General features: G+C 65.3%; 22 protein-coding genes. 19 read left to right on the top strand and 3 right to left on the bottom strand.

Annotated features, from left to right (window positions below; all coding sequences use genetic code 11):
* Position 1: 1 nt before the first annotated feature.
* A complete protein-coding gene (locus ACPXYO_RS15190) occupies positions 2-538 on the bottom strand; it encodes a VOC family protein (protein ID WP_423922216.1) in 537 nt (178 codons plus the stop codon).
* A 458-nt stretch (positions 539-996) separates the two neighbouring features.
* Between ACPXYO_RS15190 and thrH the strand changes: the two genes are divergently transcribed.
* From thrH to ACPXYO_RS15240, 10 genes are all read left to right on the top strand, one after another.
* Complete coding sequence (gene thrH / locus ACPXYO_RS15195; RefSeq protein ID WP_423922218.1) at positions 997-1,626, top strand: bifunctional phosphoserine phosphatase/homoserine phosphotransferase ThrH; 630 nt, start codon at positions 997-999, stop codon at positions 1,624-1,626.
* A 115-nt stretch (positions 1,627-1,741) separates the two neighbouring features.
* Positions 1,742-2,224: a peroxiredoxin gene (locus tag ACPXYO_RS15200; protein WP_423922221.1), complete on the top strand. Its 483-nt coding sequence runs from the start codon at positions 1,742-1,744 to the stop codon at positions 2,222-2,224.
* A 58-nt stretch (positions 2,225-2,282) separates the two neighbouring features.
* Positions 2,283-3,284 (top strand): ROK family protein, encoded by a 1,002-nt coding sequence (locus tag ACPXYO_RS15205; RefSeq protein WP_423922223.1) that lies wholly within the window; start codon positions 2,283-2,285, stop codon positions 3,282-3,284.
* Position 3,285: 1 nt separating this feature from the next.
* Positions 3,286-4,758, top strand: a complete 1,473-nt coding sequence (gene dacB, locus ACPXYO_RS15210) for a D-alanyl-D-alanine carboxypeptidase/D-alanyl-D-alanine endopeptidase (protein WP_423922226.1) — start codon at positions 3,286-3,288, stop codon at positions 4,756-4,758.
* The gene (locus ACPXYO_RS15215; protein ID WP_423922229.1) at positions 4,745-5,458 is read left to right on the top strand and encodes an LON peptidase substrate-binding domain-containing protein; all 714 of its coding nucleotides are present in this window, start codon (positions 4,745-4,747) and stop codon (positions 5,456-5,458) included. The genes dacB and ACPXYO_RS15215 overlap by 14 nt, the downstream gene beginning before the upstream one ends.
* A 108-nt stretch (positions 5,459-5,566) precedes the next feature.
* Positions 5,567-5,938 (top strand): hypothetical protein, encoded by a 372-nt coding sequence (locus tag ACPXYO_RS15220; RefSeq protein WP_423922232.1) that lies wholly within the window; start codon positions 5,567-5,569, stop codon positions 5,936-5,938.
* A gap of 7 nt (positions 5,939-5,945) precedes the next feature.
* Positions 5,946-6,176 carry a hypothetical protein gene (locus tag ACPXYO_RS15225; protein WP_423922234.1) on the top strand — a complete coding sequence of 77 codons (231 nt, stop codon included), beginning with the start codon at positions 5,946-5,948 and terminating at the stop codon, positions 6,174-6,176.
* Positions 6,177-6,207: 31 nt separating this feature from the next.
* Positions 6,208-6,459: a hypothetical protein gene (locus tag ACPXYO_RS15230; protein ID WP_420623862.1), complete on the top strand. Its 252-nt coding sequence runs from the start codon at positions 6,208-6,210 to the stop codon at positions 6,457-6,459.
* On the top strand, positions 6,456-7,334 hold the full coding sequence (locus tag ACPXYO_RS15235; protein ID WP_423922237.1) for a tRNA (adenine-N1)-methyltransferase: 879 nt from the start codon (positions 6,456-6,458) through the stop codon (positions 7,332-7,334). Before ACPXYO_RS15230 ends, ACPXYO_RS15235 begins: the two co-directional genes overlap by 4 nt.
* Complete coding sequence (locus tag ACPXYO_RS15240; protein ID WP_423922239.1) at positions 7,331-8,239, top strand: S1 family peptidase; 909 nt, start codon at positions 7,331-7,333, stop codon at positions 8,237-8,239. Before ACPXYO_RS15235 ends, ACPXYO_RS15240 begins: the two co-directional genes overlap by 4 nt.
* Before the next feature lie 42 nt (positions 8,240-8,281).
* On the opposite strand, the gene ACPXYO_RS15245 is transcribed toward ACPXYO_RS15240, so the two are convergent.
* Complete coding sequence (locus tag ACPXYO_RS15245) at positions 8,282-8,515, bottom strand: ferredoxin (protein WP_419553265.1); 234 nt, start codon at positions 8,513-8,515, stop codon at positions 8,282-8,284.
* Between the two features lie 175 nt (positions 8,516-8,690).
* On the opposite strand from ACPXYO_RS15245, the gene arc reads away from it, so the two are divergent.
* The 8 genes from arc to lepB all read left to right on the top strand — a co-directional run bounded on the left by arc (position 8,691) and on the right by lepB (position 17,019).
* Positions 8,691-10,454 (top strand): proteasome ATPase, encoded by a 1,764-nt coding sequence (gene arc / locus ACPXYO_RS15250; protein ID WP_423922244.1) that lies wholly within the window; start codon positions 8,691-8,693, stop codon positions 10,452-10,454.
* Positions 10,455-10,533: 79 nt separating this feature from the next.
* Positions 10,534-12,042 carry a depupylase/deamidase Dop gene (dop, locus tag ACPXYO_RS15255; protein ID WP_423922247.1) on the top strand — a complete coding sequence of 503 codons (1,509 nt, stop codon included), beginning with the start codon at positions 10,534-10,536 and terminating at the stop codon, positions 12,040-12,042.
* Between the two features lie 97 nt (positions 12,043-12,139).
* Complete coding sequence (locus ACPXYO_RS15260) at positions 12,140-12,331, top strand: ubiquitin-like protein Pup (RefSeq protein ID WP_423922250.1); 192 nt, start codon at positions 12,140-12,142, stop codon at positions 12,329-12,331.
* 5 nt (positions 12,332-12,336) lie between these two features.
* Positions 12,337-13,182 (top strand): proteasome subunit beta, encoded by an 846-nt coding sequence (gene prcB, locus ACPXYO_RS15265; protein ID WP_423923883.1) that lies wholly within the window; start codon positions 12,337-12,339, stop codon positions 13,180-13,182.
* A complete protein-coding gene (prcA, locus tag ACPXYO_RS15270; protein ID WP_423922253.1) occupies positions 13,179-13,919 on the top strand; it encodes a proteasome subunit alpha in 741 nt (246 codons plus the stop codon). Before prcB ends, prcA begins: the two co-directional genes overlap by 4 nt.
* 21 nt (positions 13,920-13,940) lie before the next feature.
* Positions 13,941-15,299 carry a Pup--protein ligase gene (gene pafA, locus ACPXYO_RS15275; protein WP_423923885.1) on the top strand — a complete coding sequence of 453 codons (1,359 nt, stop codon included), beginning with the start codon at positions 13,941-13,943 and terminating at the stop codon, positions 15,297-15,299.
* 74 nt (positions 15,300-15,373) lie between these two features.
* The gene (locus ACPXYO_RS15280) at positions 15,374-16,411 is read left to right on the top strand and encodes a DUF3866 family protein (RefSeq protein WP_423922256.1); all 1,038 of its coding nucleotides are present in this window, start codon (positions 15,374-15,376) and stop codon (positions 16,409-16,411) included.
* Positions 16,412-16,491: 80 nt separating this feature from the next.
* Positions 16,492-17,019, top strand: a complete 528-nt coding sequence (gene lepB, locus ACPXYO_RS15285) for a signal peptidase I (protein WP_423922258.1) — start codon at positions 16,492-16,494, stop codon at positions 17,017-17,019.
* Between the two features lie 47 nt (positions 17,020-17,066).
* On the opposite strand, the gene ACPXYO_RS15290 is transcribed toward lepB, so the two are convergent.
* Complete coding sequence (locus ACPXYO_RS15290) at positions 17,067-17,828, bottom strand: glycerophosphodiester phosphodiesterase (RefSeq protein WP_423922260.1); 762 nt, start codon at positions 17,826-17,828, stop codon at positions 17,067-17,069.
* Between the two features lie 114 nt (positions 17,829-17,942).
* On the opposite strand from ACPXYO_RS15290, the gene ACPXYO_RS15295 reads away from it, so the two are divergent.
* Entirely contained in the window at positions 17,943-18,212 is a 270-nt protein-coding gene (locus ACPXYO_RS15295; RefSeq protein WP_423922263.1) for a hypothetical protein, read from the top strand.
* Positions 18,213-18,264 lie beyond the last annotated feature (52 nt).

The raw sequence follows: 18,264 nt of genomic DNA on the forward strand, positions 1-18,264 counted from the left end.
CTCAGCCGACAGATACTGGGGCGGAACCCTGCTTGACCAGTTCTTCGAGCGGGTCGCCGCGGCGGAACCGCTCGACCAGCAGGTCGGCGTCGAAATCCACGCCGATGGGATTTGCTGCGAAGGTCTCCGAGCGCATGAAGTCCATGCACTCTTCCATCGTCGGGTAGTTCTCGATCTGAAACTCCACCCCGTTGCCGTCGGGATCGGCGTAGTACATCGAGGTGGTGGGACCGTGGTTGATGGTCCGAACCGGCATGATGCTGGCGGCCTTGAGCCGTTCGTAGAGGTCGAGGAGGTCGCCGAAGCTGCCCATCGAGTAGGCGATGTGCTCAAGGGTCCCCTGGCGAGAGTCGTAGCGACCGGGCTGGCCACGGTTCACGAATGCCAGCCGGTGATGCTCGTCGTCGTAGGAGATGAACGAGATGAAGCCGCCGTTGTGGACGACTTTGGCGTCGAGCACCGTGCACCACCACGACTGGAGGCGCTCGATGTCGTCGGTGCGAAAGACGGCGTGCGCCATCTTGATCGGCTTTGCCATGTCCAGCCTCCCTGCAGTGGTCCGTGTTCGGGGGCGACGCTTCACCTCTGCTGGCTGTGATATCTCTGCATCGCCCTTCCGCTCAGCTTAGGTCGATGCCTTCGAGGCGACCGGTCGAACGCCACTCGTCCAGGATGCGGAAGAACTTGATCGGGCCGGCGCCGTACATGGCAGTGAAGAAGCCGTTCGGGTTCCCGAGCTTGTTTCCTCGGGTGTAGTCGTAGTCCCAGCGGCTGGTGTGAAATGTGTGCCCCTCGTAGGAGTCGATGCCACCGATGCCAGGCAGCTTGGGCCGCCTCGTCGTCCCAACGCACCTGCGACACTGAGGTCTGCAGGCATGCGTTGTCGTACAGCCCGAAGCGGTGGCGCGTGCCCATCAGCGACAGACGGTTTGGTACGCCAAACCGGACACGTCCTGGCACCGACCGGGCAACGGTTCGTGGACAATCGTCCACGGCATGAGAGAATCGGCGCTCGTGCAGAGGGTCATCGCCTTGGACATGGAGGGTGTGCTGACGCCCGAGATCTGGATCGCGGTGGCCGACCGCACCGGGATTGCCGAGTTGCGACGCACGACCCGTGACGAGCCGGACTACGACGCCCTGATGAAGTACCGGATCGACGTGCTCAACTCTCATGAAGTGACGCTGAGTCAGATCCGGGAGGTGATCGCTGAGCTGCCGCTGCTGGAAGGGGCCCGTGAGTTCCTCGACGAACTCCGGCGCCAGTGGGTCGTCGTGCTGTTGTCCGACACGTTTGAGCAGTTCGACGACCACTTCCTGGAGCTGATGGGTCACCCACATCTGCTTTGCCACCGGCTCGACGTGGCTGATGGACGCCTGCTGGGATGGCGCCGCCGTGTCGAAGACTCCAAACAACGCGCCGTCGTCGCGTACCGGGAGCTCAACTATCACGTGACCGCGGTCGGAGATTCCTACAACGACCTGACGATGCTGCGAGCAGCAGACGTCGCGAGCCTGTTCAGATGCCCCGCAGCGGTGGCCGAGGCGAATCCGGACCTGCCAGCGGCATCCGACTACGGCGAACTGCTGCGCTGGATCGAGGGTGTGCACGTGCCGACCGAGTAGAGCAACTGCGGCGACTGAGGGGTCCGGGACAGTTCCGGTCGGACCGGACAGCAGCGGCGCGGATACGCTGCGAGCCACGTTTTCCCCGCAAGAAGAACAGGGACGGAGCAGAGCAATGGCGATTGAGGTTGGCGACCAGATTCCCGATGTGGCACTGCGTGTACTGGACGAGAGCGGCATGCCCGCGCCCGTGCAGTCCAGCGAGATGCTGGGCAGCGGCAAGGTGGTGCTGTTCGCAGTGCCGGGCGCGTTTACGCCCGGGTGCACCAACGTGCACCTCCCCGGCTATGTCGAAGGTGCCTCCGAACTTGCCGGCAAGGGTGTTGACAAGGTCGTGTGCGTCTCGGTGAATGATGCCTGGACAATGCACGCCTGGGCCGAGGCCAACGGTGCGCAGGGCATCGAAATGGCTGCCGACGGCAACGGCGAGTTCGCCGAGGCCATGGGCCTCGTCATGGACGGCTCCGGCTTCGGCTTGGGCTCTCGCTCGCGCCGCTACGCAGCGGTTGTCGAGGACGGAACCGTGACGGCGCTCGAGGTCGAGCCCGGGGCTGGTATCGACGTCTCGAGCTGCTCGTCGATGTTGGGAAAGCTCTGATCCCAGCCGGACGCATGGGGGACTGCGACGCCGCCGCCAGGCCGACGTCGCAGCGCTCATGACAACCGACGCGCCGACATCTGTCGGCGCGTCAATGGTTGCGACATCGAAGTTGCATCTCGGTTTCGACGTCGGCGGGACGAAGATCTTCGGCGTCGCGACCGATGGCGCTGGCACACTTCAGCGGGCGGTGCGCGAGCCCACACCCAGTGGTGCCGGAGCGCTCGTGGACTGTCTGGTCCAGATGGTCGGCGCGCTGGCGCCTGATCAGGGCCCTGCGTCGGTCGGTGTCGGCATGGCAGGGCTGATCACCAACTCCGGGCGGGTGACAGTCTCGCCCAATCTCGTCGGCGTGGACGGTGCAGACATCGGGGCTCGGCTCAGCGACGAGCTGGGCATGCCAGTTGCCTTGGACAACGAAGTGAATTGCGCCGCCCGTTGGGAATTGGCGGCCGGGGCGGCGCGAGACGTCCGCCATGGCGTGATGGTGGCCGTCGGTACTGGAATCGGCGGAGCCTTCATGTTTGGCGGCGAGGTGCTTCGCGGTGCGGTGGGGCTCGCCGGTGAGCCAGGGCACATGATTGTGGCGGCTGGCGGGCGCGAATGTACCTGCGGGCGGAAGGGTTGCTGGGAGGCCTACGCGTCGGGTTCCGCACTGGATCGGATGGCCAGCGAGCGTCTCGGCGATGGCGCGCGTGGCCCCGACGTGACCGAGGCTGCCCGGCAGGGAGACACCATTGCGCTCGGAGTGCTGGACGAGTTCGCATACTGGCTCGCGCTGGGCATCTCGAATCTCTGCATCCTGACGGACCCTGAAATGGTGGTGATCGGCGGGGGACTCAGCGAGGACTGGGATCTGCTTGCCGGATCGCTGGATGTGCTGCTGACCGAGATGCTCATTGGTCGATCGGACACCTCGCGCCCCAAGGTGGTTCCCTCACAAGCCGGCGAACTCTCAGCGGCCCTGGGTGCCGCCCTTGGTGGCGCCCGTGCGGACCGTGCCGCCCTTGGTGGCGCCCGTGCGGATTCCGATTCGTGCGTGACTGCCCCTCGCGAGTGATGTGAGACCACTGCGCGCAGCCGTGCTGGCGTTGTTGACGGCAGCAGCCGGCCTGCTGCCCACTCTGGCGGCCGTGCGCATGAACGCCTCAGCCGATGAAGCAGCCGCCTACGCCGCTGCGCTTCGCACTCCGGTGTTCGCTCCCGCGGACCCCCTCGACCTCGAAGATCCCGATGGCGGGAATGAGGCGTTGGCGTTGGCAGTGCCGCTCCTGCGGGCCGAACGCGCACCGGACGCGTTGTGGCGGGCGGCGCAGGAACACCACATCGGGACCGAGATGACGGCGTTCAGCTCGGACTGGCCCGAGCCGCACTGCCTCGCGATCTGGATCGACGGTACCGAAGTGTTCTCGAGCGATGTCGAAGTGGTGATTCCCGCTTCGGTTCAAAAGCTCATTACTGCCGCAGCGGCGCTTGCAGTGGTTGACCCTGCTGAGCAACTGGTCACCCAGGTGCTCACCGATGCTGAGATCGTCGACGGCGTACTCGACGGTACGGTCTGGGTCGTCGGCGGCGGCGATCCGCTGATCATGACTCAGTCGTACGCGGACTCGCATCGTCGCCAGCCGCAGTTGCGCACGCCGATGGAGGATCTCGCAGACGAACTCGTCGGCCTGGGCATCCGATCGTTGCGTGGCAAGCTCATCGCCGATGAGTCGCGCTATGACGCGACCCGCTTTCCCGAGACATGGCCTCAGCGCTACGTCACCCAGCTGCACAGCGGGCCGCTTTCGGCACTCAGCCTCAATGACGGCATCACGGGCTTCACGACGGCCTTGACCGCGGCCGAACACCCGGCGCGCTGGTTCGTGTCCACGCTGGCGGATCTGTTGACCGTACGTGGCGTCTCGGTCGATGTCGAAATCGACGTCTCGACCGCGCCGAGCGGCATGACCGAGATAGCGCGGCTGACGTCACCGCCGCTCATCGAGATCATCCAGCAGATGCTGCGTGAGAGCGACAACACGACTGCGGAGCTCATGCTGCGAGAGATCGGTCTGCGAAGTGCCGGTGAGGGCTCGACCCCAGCCGGCGCCGCTGCCGCGGCGAGGATCGTGTCGGAGATGCTGCCTCAACAGTCACCGCCGGTCGTGGTGGACGGCTCAGGATTGGATCGTCAGAACCAGTTGTCGTGCAGCCTGCTGGCAGCTCTGCTCGACAGCCTCGGCACCGATTCGGCCGTGGCAGCGGGACTCCCGATCGCAGCGCGCACCGGGACGTTGTCGCATCGATTTGCCGAGCACCCGGTGGCGGGCCGGCTGCATGCCAAGACCGGTTTGCTGACGGGGGTCAACTCGTTGGCAGGGTTCGTCCATACCGACAGCGGTACGGTCATGTTCGCCCAGATCCTCAACGGTGTGCCTGTCGATTCCCGACTGGGTCTGGAACTGCAGGAGTCGTTAGTGGGTCAGCTGTTGCGGTACCCCGTGGGTGATGTGGCAGCCCTGCGAGGATTGATGCATGGCCCCGCCTGAACAAGACCCGGACCCCGGCCAAGGGCGACACGAGGCTCGCGAGCGGGCTGGGTCCGATGTCGCTCGCGAGCGAGCGATGTTCCCTCTTGGTTCCCCGCTGCTGCCTGGTGCCGTACTGCCGCTCCACATTTTTGAGCCCCGCTACCGGACCCTTGCACGGCGGTGCACCAGCAACGATGAACCGTTCGGCGTCGTCATGATCGAGCGTGGGAGCGAAGTCGGCGGCGGGGATGTCCGTTCCGACGTGGGCTGCTTGGCGTCCATCGCGCAGCACCAAGAACTGCCCGACGGGCGATGGGTGATGCTCGCCACCGGTGGCCCGCGGATTCGCATCGCCGAATGGCTGCCGGACGATCCCTACCCGCGTGCTATGACGATCATCTGGCCCGACGAGCCTTCCGAGGTGGATTCGCAGACGCGCAGAGCGACGGTGGCGCGGCTCCGGCGGTTGCGAGCATTGGCCTCGGAAATCGGTGCCTTGGGAGTCACCGCGGCTGAGTCAGCAGCGATCGACGACCTCCTCGCGCAACTTGGGGAGGCCACGACGGACGCGACGGACTGGTCGTTCCAATTGGCGGCACTCGTACCCGCAGGTCCCTTCGATCGCTACGCCATGCTGAGCGCACCCGATCCGGCTGACCGTGTCGAGGTGATCGCAGGGGTGCTTGACGGCGTGGAAGAACTGCTAGGGGGCCGGTAGCGTCGCCACACGGGCCTGGGCGGCCCGCTCATGTCCAGCGGCGGACAATGTGCCTGAGCAGGCTGCACTCTCGCAGTCTGTGCCCAGCGGATGGTGCCTGAGCGAGTAATGCCACGACGAGACATCGGCCTGCGAGCCGAGCTTTCCGAATTGGCCGCCATGTTGCGGGCCTACGTCGTTCAGGAAACGGTGGGCCCACTGCGTGGGATCGGCCGCTACCTGTTGTTCGGACTGCTCGGCGCGGTCGGAGTGAGCCTCTCGGTCGTGCTTGGCGCATTGGCGCTGGTGCGCGTCCTGCAGACCGAGACCACGGTCTTCGGTGCCAACTGGTCATTCGTGCCGCACTTGGCTGGCGCCGCCGTGCTGATCGTGGCGATTGTCACCGTGGCGCGGGCGATTCGGCCCAAGGACGACGCCACCAGACTGGCGCCGGACATCGAACGGTTCGATGACGGGGCGACCGAACGCGGAGAAGACTGAGAACAACGTGGCCGAAACTTTCGAATCCAGCACCGACGGGCAGCGCATCACACCGCAGGACATTTCCGATCGCGTACGGCAGCTCATCGGTGGAGCCGGCGATGCTGCAGAGCAAATGTCGAGTGCCGCCGTCGCGGTGGCCGCCGCGATCGGGACGGGTCTTGTGCTGGCCGCATTCCTGTTCGGTCGGCGCCGTGGGCGCCGCCGCAGCACGATCGTCGAAGTCGTCCGGGTGTAGTCCGGGTTCACGGCATGCGGTGGGCGTGAACATGGCAGCAAAGCGACGCATCGGAGGGCTGAAGGCTCGGACCATGGATGTCCTGTGGCGACGAGCGCGGTCGGGCAACGGCAAGTGGCTGGCAGCGGCGATCGTCGTCAGTGGGCTCCGGCTGCTCGTGCGAATATCGAGGCGCAAGCGCGAGGTTGTGTTCAGCGGCGAGCTGGCGCCGGGTGAAGAACTCGCGATCCGGCACACCACACGCAGCTACGGCGAGGACAATTCGTCGGCGGATCAGATGTGAGCCACTCCGAAGCCGCGCCCGAGCACACGGCGCCGGACGACGCCGGCGAACAGCGAGGGGGCGAGCTGCGACCGGGTGAGACCGTGCTCATGATCGATAGTCGCCAGCGGCGGTACCTCGTGTCGCTCAGCGACGGCGGCGAGTTTCACACCCACGCCGGAGTGGTGTCTCACGACGAGATCATCGGATCGCCCGAGGGCTCGCAATATCGCAGTGGCTCGGGAGCCCGGTTCATCGCCATGCGGCCGACGCTCGCCGATCGAGTGTTGAAGATGCCGCGCGGGGCCCAAGTCATCTATCCCAAAGACCTTGGCGCCATCTGGATGTTGGCCGATCTTCGAGCGGGCATGCAGGTGTTCGAAACCGGTGTGGGCTCGGGTGCGCTGTCGGCGACCTTGCTTCGTACGGGCGCAATCGTCACCGGCTACGAGTTGCGGGACGATTTCGCCGAACGGGCTGCGGTCAATGTGGCGAGTGCTGAGGGGTCAGAGGCACTCGACCGCTACGACGTTCAACTGCGCGACGCCTACGAATCAGTCGATCCCCCTCGACTTGGTTCCAGTTCCCAAGCTCCTGCCCCGGGCTCTGGCAACGCCCAGTACGACCGGGCAGTCCTGGACATCCCTGAGCCTTGGCGGGTGGCGGTGCATCTGCCTGGTCGGCTGCGGCTTGGCGGAATCCTCGTCGTCTACAACCCGTCGGTGACCCAGGTGCAACAACTGCGCCGAACGCTTGACGACGGTCCTTGGGCGTTCGTCGAGACCATCGAGGTGCTGCATCGCAGCTGGCACGTGCAGGGGGCCTCCGTACGACCTGACCATCGCATGGTTGCCCACACCGGCTTCTTGACACACGCCCGATTGATCGAGGAGTGACGCGCACCATCGCCTCCCGCACACGAACCGAACTCCGGCGCCAGGCACGAACACCCCAACGCGCCGCAGCGTGGCTAACGCGGACGCTGTGCGCGGCTCTGCTGACTGCCTCATTGGGAGGCTGCGCTCCAGAACCCGACGATGCCGGACGGGAAGGGTCCCTGGTCGAACCGGTTGCTCGGATTGAGAGCAGCGAGGGACCGTTGTGGCTGGGCGCTCCGCCGGCATCATCGCCGGTCGACGACGATGTGCTCGCCGCGGCGGCTCGGGGAGTTGCTGCCGTGCGGGCGAGAGGCTGCGGGCCAGTATCGAACGGCACGGTGTTCGCCGTCGCGCCGGGGGTCCTGGTGGGTGCTGCCCATGTGATTGCAGGGGCATCTGCCATCGAGATCGAATGGTCCCCGAGCGGTGCCGTTGATCCGAGCACGTACCCAGCGGTCGTGGTGGGCTACGAGGAGGGACGAGACCTGGCATTGCTGCTGATCGACGCCGCGGTGCCGCCACTCGGCATCGATCAGGCACGGGTGGGCGCATCGGGGGTGGTGCTCGGATACCCCGAGGGCGGAGGGCTCGTGGCCTCACCAGCACGCATCGAGCACTACGTGAGCGCAACCGGGCTGTGGGGTGACGGAACTGCTAGAAGCGTGTACGTGGTTGCTGCCGACATCCGAACCGGACAGTCCGGCGCTCCGCTGGTCGATCAGGGGGGAAACGTTGTCGGTGTGGCGTTCGGCACGGTGCGAGGCCCCTCCCAGATCGGATTCGCTCTCAGCCGGGCTGAGTTGGTGGGGTTCCTCGTCTCGGCGGGGGTCGATGCCCGAGTGGACACCCTTGGCCGCACTGTGATCGGGGCGAGACCTGGAGACCTCAGCGAAGTCCCCAACGGTGAATGCGGCGGCGGGTAACGAGGCTTACGCCTCGATCTGCGCTTCTTGCTTCATCTCGGCTTACGCCTCGATGAAGATGCACTCCCCGGGGCACTCTTCGGCGGATTCGATCACGGCGTCGAGCTGGGAGTCGGAAAACTCGGCGAGACCTTCGACACCGCCCGGTTCGGCGAAGACCTTGTCGCCTTCCTTCACGTAGGCCAGACCGTCGTCGAGCAGTGTGAATACATCAGGTGCGATCTCTTCGCAGAGCCCGTCACCGGTGCACAGATCCTGATCGATCCAGACCTTCATCGTGTAGCGACCCTTCCTCCGCGACGGCCCGATAGGCGAGCCCGCGCCACTAATGAAATCTACCGAGTCGGCGCGCGTACCGCACGGCACCCGCGAGCGCTCCCGCCGCGGCCCGTCGGCCATCCATACCGCGCGTCACGTCATCACAACAGTGTGCGGGTAGTGTCAGCCGCGCATGGACCAGAGCGAATCCGAACCTCAGCGCAGCAGCGCAGCCGATGCGGGGGTCCTCCGCAGTCGCCTGCGCGCGCTCGAGGAAGAGGTCGCTCTGCTCCGACGCAAACTGGCCGACACGCCTGCGCGCGTCAGCACCCTCGAGGAGCGTTTGCTCGAAGCGAAGGGGCAACTGTCGGCGGCGGTCTCACAGAACGAAAAGCTGACCTACACCCTGCGCGAGGCACGCGAGCACATCGCGGCGCTGCGCGAAGAGGTCGACAAGCTGACCCAACCGCCCTCGGCGTACGGAACGTTCTTGTCCCGCAACGACGACGGCACGGCGGACGTGCACGCGAGCGGTCGCAAGATGCGGGTCGCCCTGCATCCAGACCTGGCCGAGACTGAACTCGTCGAGGGCAGCGAAGTCGTTCTCAACGAGTCCTACAACATCGTGCTGGCGCGTGGGCCCGAGATCTCCGGTGAAGTCGTCACGCTGAATGAGGTGCTCGAAGACGGTTTCCGTGCCCTGGTCACTGGCCGCGCCGACGAGGAACGCATCGTGGAGCTGGCGGGCGACCTGAGAGGTGAGCCGCTGCGGTCGGGTGACAACCTGCTGCTCGATGTCCGCTCCAACATCGTGCTGGAACGCCTGCCTCGGCCCGAAGTGGACGATCTGCTGCTCGAGGAAGTGCCCGACGTCACCTATGACGACATCGGCGGGCTCGATAACCAGATCGAGCTGATCACTGATGCGGTCGAACTGCCGTACTTGCACCAGGATCTGTTCCGCACCTACGACCTGCCGGCCCCCAAGGGCATCTTGTTGTACGGCCCGCCCGGCTGCGGGAAGACCCTGATTGCCAAGGCAGTGGCCAACTCCCTTGCTGCCAAGGTCGGCGAGGTCTCCGGTCAGCAGGGCGCGCGCAGCTTCTTCATTAACATCAAGGGCCCTGAGCTGCTGAACAAGTACGTGGGTGAGACCGAGCGACAGATCCGGCGCATCTTCGAACGAGCCAGGGAGAAGGCCTCCGAGGGCTGGCCGGTGATCGTGTTCTTCGACGAGATGGAGTCGTTGTTCCGCACCCGCGGCAGCGGCATCAGCTCCGACATGGAATCCACAGTGGTGCCGCAGTTGCTTGCGGAGATCGACGGGGTTGAGGGCCTGCGCAACGTCATCGTGATCGGCGCCTCGAACCGGGAAGACCTCATCGATCCGGCGATCCTGCGTCCCGGTCGCCTCGATGTGAAGATCAAAATCAACCGACCTGATGAGCAGGCGGCGCTGTCCATCTTCAGCACCTACCTCACGCCGAAGCTGCCGATCGACCCGATGGAAGTCGCCGATATCGGCGGCGGAGACCCCCACAAGGCCGTTCGGATCATGACCGAGCGCACGGTCGACGAGATGTACCGCCCCGACGACCTCAATCGCTTCCTGGAAGTCACTTACCAGAACGGCGACAAGGAAGTCATGTACTTCAAGGACTTTGCGTCCGGGGCGATGATCGAGAACATCGTGCGTCGGGCTAAGAAGAACGCCATCAAGCGGTCGCTCGCAACCGGCAGCAGCGGCATCCGTCTCGACGATCTCATGGGCTCGATCCGGCAGGAGTTTCGCGAACACGAAGACCTGCCCAACACGACGAACCCGGACGACTGGGCCAAGATCTCCGGCAAGAAGGGCGAGCGGATCGTCTTCATCCGCACGCTCGTCGACTCCGACGACAGCGATGCGCTGGGCGGCCGGGCGATCGAGCGGGTCCAGACCAGCCAATACCTCTGAGCGCTGAAGGTCCGGCGGGCGCTGAGCGGGTGAGTCTCGCTTGTCCTGTTCGCAGGCCTGACAGCTAGGGTCCGGGGCGGTGGCGGTTCACAAAGTCGTTGGCATCGAGACCGAGTTCGGCATTATCCATCGCTGCAACGGCGACTCGAATCCGGTAGCGGCGTCGTCGATGATCATCAACGCCTACGTCAACGGATTCCTGTGCCAGCGCGTCAGCTGGGACTTCGAGGACGAGCAGCCGGGCACCGATGCGAGGGGCTTCAACGAGTTCGATGCCCTCGCGCCCGAGATCGAGACGCATCTCGTCAACGCTGTGTTGACCAACGGCGCTCGCTACTACGTCGACCACGCGCACCCTGAACTGTCCACACCGGAGTGCTCGGACGCGCGCCAGTGCGTCATCTACGACCGGGCCGCCGAGGAAATCCTGATCCGCTCCATGGAGGCCGCGAACAACCTCCTGCCTGACGGCGAGGAGCTGGTGATCCACAAGAACAACAGCGACGGCAAGGGCAACAGCTACGGCTGTCACGAGAACTACCTGCTGGACCGCGACGTTCCCTTCGGCCGCATCGTGACGCACATCTTGCCGTTCTTCGTGACCCGCCAGATTTTCTGCGGGGCCGGCAAGCTGGGCATGGAAGTGCCGATGCCGGACCGGTCCTCGACGCCATTTGGGGACAGGCCATTTCAGATCAGCCAACGTGCTGATTTCTTCGAGGAGGAAGTCGGGCTAGAGACCACGCTCAAACGGCCGATCGTCAACACCCGCGACGAGCCGCATGCGGATACGCGCAAGTACCGGCGCCTGCACGTGATCATCGGCGACGCCAACATGAGCGAGGTCCAGACCTACCTCAAGCTGGGCACGACGTCACTGGTGCTGGCGATGATCGACGACGACTTCACGTCCGAGCCGCTGACGCCTCTCGCGCCGGTCGCAGCACTGCGCCAGGTGAGCTTCGACACCTCCCTGTCGGGACTGATCAAGCTTGTCGACGGCCGACACATGCGGGCCATCGAGATCCAGTGGGAGTACTTGGATCTGGCCCGCAAGTACGCGCAGAGCCACGGATTGGAGGCCGTCGGCGGCGACGACATCGGCAACGACATCCTCGATCGCTGGGAGTCGGTGCTCGGCGTGCTCGAGTCCGATCCGATGAGCCTTGCGACGCAGTTGGACTGGGTTGCCAAGCTGCGTCTGTATGAGGGTTTCGCACAGCGGCACGATCTCGATTGGGAAGATCCGAAGCTGGCCGCACTGGACCTGCAATATCACGACCTGCGGCCGTCCAAGTCGCTGGCGCGACGCGTGGGCCTTGAACGGATCACCACTGACGACGAGGTGAATGAAGCGGTGTCGGTGCCGCCTTCGACGACACGTGCGTACTTCCGAGGCCGCTGCCTCGACAAGTTCTCCGATGAGATCGTCGCGGCGAACTGGGACTCGATGGTCTTTGACATCGGGACGGATCCGCTGCGTCGAGTGCCGATGCTCGAACCGCTGCGAGGAACCCGGAACCACGTGGGTAACTTGTTGGACGAATGCCGCGACGCAGCCGAGTTGCTGCGCCGGCTGGGCAACTAGCCGGCCACCAAGAAGGCAAACTCGGCGTATCCGCAGGCGGCAATCGGAACGCCCACGCATTCGATACCCAGGCAATCGAGACCGGAGGAGGCCCGAAATGGCAGAACGCTCCCAGATGCGACGATCGTCTCCAAGGGAGACTGAGAGCACCGCGCCCGAGGGCGCATCGGCCGAAGGGGCGACCGAGCTGAAGGCGGAGCTCGACGACCTGCTCGACGAGATCGACGACGTGCTCGAGACCAACGCCGAGGAATTCGTGAAGAACTACGTGCAGAAGGGCGGCGAGTGACCCCCATGCCGTTCTTCGCTCCAGGTGAAGACCCAGGGGCGAGCTTCCTCGAACTGCTGCGACGCATCGGCAGCGAACCGTTCGCCGGGTTCGCCCCGATCTCTGCCGCTGAGGGCGGCTTCGGGCTCCTCGAGGGATCCCACGCCACCACCGTGCTCGCCGTGCGGACTGCCGAGGGTGTGGTGGTGGCTGGCGACCGGCGCGCCACCAGCGGTCATCTCATCAGCCATCGCGACATGCGCAAGGTGTTTCCCGCTGATTCCTATTCGGCGGTTGCCATTGCCGGCGCGGCGGGCCCCGCAGTGCAGATGGTTCGCCTTTTCCAGCTGCAGCTGGAGTACTACGAGAAGATCGAAGGCAAGCCGCTAAGTCTGGAAGGCAAGGCGAACCAACTGGCGGAAATGCTCCGAGCGCACCTGCCCCAAGCGATGCTCGGCCTCCCAGTGGTGCCGATCTTCGCCGGCTACGACCCCAGCGACGGGAGCGGCAGACTCTTTCAGTACGACGTGACCGGCGGCCGCTACGAGGAACAGGACTACGCCACGGCTGGCTCGGGAAGCCTGCACGCAGGAACCGTGCTGAAGCTCGGCTTCCGTGACGACTTGAGCGAGCCCGATGCACTGGCGCTGAGCGTTCAGGCCCTGTGGCACGCGGCTGATTCCGACAGCGCCACCGGAGGGCCCGATCCGGTGCGCGGCATCTACCCGGTGCTCGCTGCAATCGGTGCCAGTGGTTTCCGCCAACTGAGCGATGCCGATTCAGGGGCGGTCTTTGCAGCGCTGCAAGCTGATCTCGCCGCCGGCGGGAGCGGGGGAGCGGCAAACGCCAATCTAGGCCAGGCACCACGATGAGCATGCCCGGGCTGTACGTCAGCCCCGAACAGCTCATGCAGGATCGGGCGGATTATGCCCGCAAGGGCATCGCCCGGGGTCGTTCGCTGGTGACGCTGGAATACGACGGTGGCATTGCGCTGGTGGCCGAGAACGCTAGCGCGACGCTCCGCAAAGTGTCTGAAATCTACGATCGGATCGCATTCGGCGGTGTGGGCCGGTACATCGAGTTCGATCAGCTACGCGTCGCCGGAGTTCGCCACGCCGAGCTGAAGGGCTACCAGTACTCGCGTTCGGACGTCGAGGCCCGCAGCCTCGCCAACCAGTACGCGCAGATGCTGGGGCAGTTCTTCACTCACGAGCTCAAGCCGCTTGAAGTTGAGATCGTGGTGGTCGAAGTGGGGATCGGCGACGACACCAACCAGCTCTACCGGATCCAGTACGACGGGACCGTCATGGACGAGGAGGCCTATTGCTGCATCGGGGGCGATGCCGATGCAGTTCGCGAGCGTGTCGCGGACGGCTACGACCGCGAACTCGATGCCGATGGCGCCATCCGGTTGGCTCGGGGAGCGCTAGCAGGTCCGGAACGCGAGATCTTTGCAGCGGATCTCGAGGTGGCACTGCTCGAAGCGATCGTGCCGGATGGCACCCATCGCCGGCGTTGCTTCCGGCGCATGGACGATGCCGAGGTGGAAGTTGCCCTCGGCGACGATGCAGAACAGCCCAAGGACGGTTCTGAGCAGGAAGATTCCTAGATCGGAACTACGGTGAGCGCCGTGCAGCGGCGCATCATGGGTCTCGAGAACGAGTACGGGGTCACGTGCACGCTGCGAGGCCAGCGCCGGCTGAGCCCCGACGAAGTGGCGCGCTACCTGTTTCGCAGGGTGGTCTCGTGGGGGCGATCCAGCAATGTGTTCCTCGCGAACGGGGCGCGCCTGTACCTCGACGTGGGCAGCCATCCCGAGTACGCCACACCCGAGTGCGACTCCGTCTATGACGTGGTGTGCCACGACCGCGCTGGCGAGCGCATCCTCGAACAGCTCGTCGCCAGCGCGACCGAGCGGCTGGCCGAAGAAGCCTTCAACGGCACGATTTTCCTGTTCAAGAACAACACCGACTCGGCCGGGAACAGTTACGGGTGCCACGAGAACTACCTGACCAGCCGCGCCGATGACTTTTCGAACTACGCCGAGGTGCTGATCCCATTCCTCGTGACCCGCCAGATCTACGCCGGTGCGGGCAAGGTGCTCAACACCGCCAAGGGCGCGCGGTATTGCATCACCCAGCGCGCCGAGCACATCTGGGAGAGCGTGTCGAGCGCGACCACGCGCAGCCGCCCGATCATCAACACTCGTGACGAGCCGCACGCTGACGCCGAGCGCTTTCGACGCTTGCATGTCATTGTCGGCGATTCGAACATGAGCGAATACACGTCATTCCTCAAGATCGGTGCCGCTGCGCTGATGCTGCGAATGCTCGAAGACCCTGCGGTGGTGCTGCGGGACATGACGCTCGAGAACCCGATTCGTGCGATCCGTGAGATCAGCCACGACATCACCTGCCGTCGCAAGGTGCGCCTCGCCAACGGGCGTGAAGTGAGCGCCTTCGACATCCAATCGGAGTATCTTGAGCGGGCACTGCGTTTTGCCGAGACGAACGACCTCACTGCAGAGGAATCGCGGGCGTTGGGTATGTGGGAGCACGCCATGACGGCGATCGGTGACGATCCGCTGTTGCTCGACCGCGAGGTGGACTGGGTCATCAAGCACAAACTGCTCACGAGCTACGCCGACCGTGCCGAAGTTGGCTTCGACGACCCCCGCATCGCACTGCTGGACCTGCAGTACCACCACGTCCATTCGACGCGCGGCGTCTTCTATCTGATGCAGCGACGCGGACTCATCGAGCGAGTTCTCGATGACGCCGACGTCCGCCGAGCCACTGAGGAGGCCCCGCAGACGACCAGGGCGCGCCTGCGGGGGGCGTTCGTCCGCGAGGCCAAGGCCCGTCGCCGGGACTACACCGTCGACTGGGTGCACCTGAAGCTCAACGATCAAGCTCAGCGAACTGTCTTGTGCAAAGACCCGTTCCGTTCCCACGACGAACGCGTCGACAAGCTGATCGAATCGCTGTGATGAGCGCTGTCGCCCGCCAGAATCCGCGCTGCAACGCAGTCCCGCGCCGACACGCAGCTGGCTGAGGGCAGCAGATGCCGCGCTTTGCGCGCCTGCGAGCCACCGAGGTGCGTGATGTGAGACCCGGGCTGCAGCGAATGACCCTGTCTGACGGCAGCGAGGCGTATGCCCTCACTGATCTGTGCGGCCCGGTGGGGGTCGGCGATGAGTTGCTCGTGAATGCCTCGGCGCTGGAGTTGGACCTCGGCAGCGGGGGGGCGCATGTCGTCCACACGAACCTGAGCGCGCCCTATGCCGGTACTGACGTCCCGGGCCGGGTCATGAAAGCCCGGTATCTCGCCGAGCAGATGCCGGTCGATGCGTTCGAGGAAGCTGCGGGCATTGCTCCCGATCACCTTGACGTGACCGTGCTGCCGTCTCTGGCTGGCGTCCGGGTCGTGCTGTGCGTGCTGCACAGCCATGCACTGGCGCTGGCCGCCACGGTGCGCGATGCCGTCGGCGTTGCACCGGGCTATGTCATGACCGACGGCGGGGCGCTGCCGTTCGTTCTGAGCGATCTTGCGGCCGCGAGCCTTGAGCGGGGCACGATCGCGACAGCTGTGAGCGCCGGGCAGGCCTTCGGTGCGCCGATCGAGTCGGTCACAGTTGCCTCCGGGGTCGCAGCATTGGCGCGCCAGAACATCGACCGTATCGTCGTCGCGCCGGGACCTGGACATCTCGGCACCGCGAGCCCCCTGGGCTTCTCGGCGCTGGATCTCGTTGGTCACGCCGCCGTGCTGGAGGGTCTTGGCGCAGCGACCGCGCTGGCAGTGCGCGCATCATCGGCCGACGAGCGAGAACGGCACCGCGGCGTCAGCCATCACGCCCGCGCCATGGCCGCGCTGGCACCCGAACGCACCGTCGTGCCGGTTCCGGCGCGCCGTGCGAAACGTGATGCCGCATGGGTTGAGACTTTGGGAAAGCGGGCGATCAACATGGAGCCGGCCGCGGTCGGTGAAGCGCTTGCCCGCAGCGGGCTGAGCGTCACTTCCATGGGTCGCCCATTGGAACGCGATCACCAAGCGTGCGAGTGGCTGGGCGCGGCGGCAGCCTGGCTGGCGACGTCACCATGAGCGTTGCGGGCGAACCCGGCGATTGCGACCCAGCTGACGGCCTGAGGCCACGAGGTCGCCAACCGCGTATCCGGCGGGCCATGAGCCGACGTACACGCAACCTGTTGTCGTGGGCGTGGGTCCTGCTGGCTGCGGTGACGCTCGCATTGCTGATGCGAACGTTTCTCATTGCGGCGTTCTACATCCCGTCCGAGTCGATGGAACCGGTGCTCGAGATCGGCGACCGGCTGTTGGTATCCAAGCTCAGTTACCGCATCGGCGAGCCCGACCCTGGCGACATCGTGGTGTTCCGGACTCCCGAGGCGATGCGGCATCCGCAGACCTCTGAACTTGTCAAGCGAGTCGTCGCTGTCGGCGGTCAGACGATCGAGGCCGAAGGTGGGCAGCTCATCGTTGACGGCGTTCGGGTGCCAGAGGACTACCTCCCGGCCGATACGTACACCAGCAGCTTCACGCAGCGACTGATTCCGGCTGGGTACGTGTTCGTCATGGGTGACAACCGGGTCTCGAGCCAGGACAGTCGCTTCTTCGGACCGATCCCCGAGAACGAAATCGTCGGGCGGGCGTTCGCGCGCTTCTGGCCGCCCACTCGGTTCGGTGGTTTGTAAGACCGCCTATGCAGGGTTGAGGGGGGCCGATCCGGCAGCGCGGCTGATCAGGCGAGTTGTGCCTCGCAGATGTCGCCGTCCGGTGCCGTTTCCGCTGGTTCGCTCGGTGAAATAACACCGGCGAGCAGCCGGTCGACGTGGTCGCCGTACAGGCCGTCGAGGCCCATGTCGCGCAGTGCTGCGGCCAGGCGGATGTGCTGGACATCCCACCCGAAGCAATGGCGTTCGAAGCGGTGGAAGAGCGCTGCGAGTCCTCCGGTCCAGTCTTTGGCGGGGAGGTTGACGGCGTCGATGCCGCTGTCGGCCATTGCCGCCGCCCGGCGCTCCGGACCTTCCTTCATTCGTCGCACCCGGGTCGAGTCGACGATGTGTGCAGTGGTGCGGTTGCGCAGTTCGGCAAGCAGCTCCCAGTCCGCGTGGCATAGCCACAGGCGGTCTTCTGCCCCGGCGGATCGGGCGGCCTCGATGACTGCGTCAGCCGCCGCGGGGTCTTTCAAGTCAACCGAGAGCTCGAAATCGGTGCCGCAGGACTGATACATGTCTGCGAGCGTTCCGATGTCGGGACCGATGCGTTCACGGGTGAATGAGCTGAAGGGACGGCGAACACCCCGGTGCCAGACGACACCGTCGTGGTCCAGCATCGGATGACCATCCCGGCTCATCCAGACGTCGGTCTCGAGGCCCGTTGCTCCCAAGTCCAGGGCCAAGGCGAACGTCTCAAGCGCATTGTCGGGGCCATGAGCACGCCCGCCCCGGTGCGCGAACGTGATCGGTGGCGTGCGCAATGACGGCAACGGCTGCGGGAGCACATCTCTATCGTGCCAATTTGGATACCGCGTGCAGCGGAACTCACCAGATGTGGCCGATGTACTGCGGTTTACGACGAACGTTTCCGTCGCCTGTCGCGCCGTAGGGTTCGGCTCATGGTGGTGATCTGGCTGCTGCCGACCGTCGCGTTCGGCGTACTCGTTGTCGTCAGCACGCTCATGATCCGGCGGCTGGCCGCCGAGTTGCGAGCCACCGCTGAGGGGCTGGCATCCATCACCGAGACAACTGCTTCGGTGCGCGCCGACGTCGTTCGGGCTCGAACCGCCATCGACAGCCTGGACCTGCCGTCGGTACGCGAAGCCACGGCCGAGCGCGCGCTCGGCATGGTGGTGCGGTGGGCGGCCCGCCGGATGCTGCCGTTCTGAAACGCTGCCGCCGGGACCACCCACGCCTGTGCGCTCGGCAGCGAAGCAGAAC

Origin of the sequence: Candidatus Poriferisodalis sp. (assembly GCF_965237655.1) — a bacterium.
GTDB lineage: Bacteria > Actinomycetota > Acidimicrobiia > Acidimicrobiales > Poriferisodalaceae > Poriferisodalis.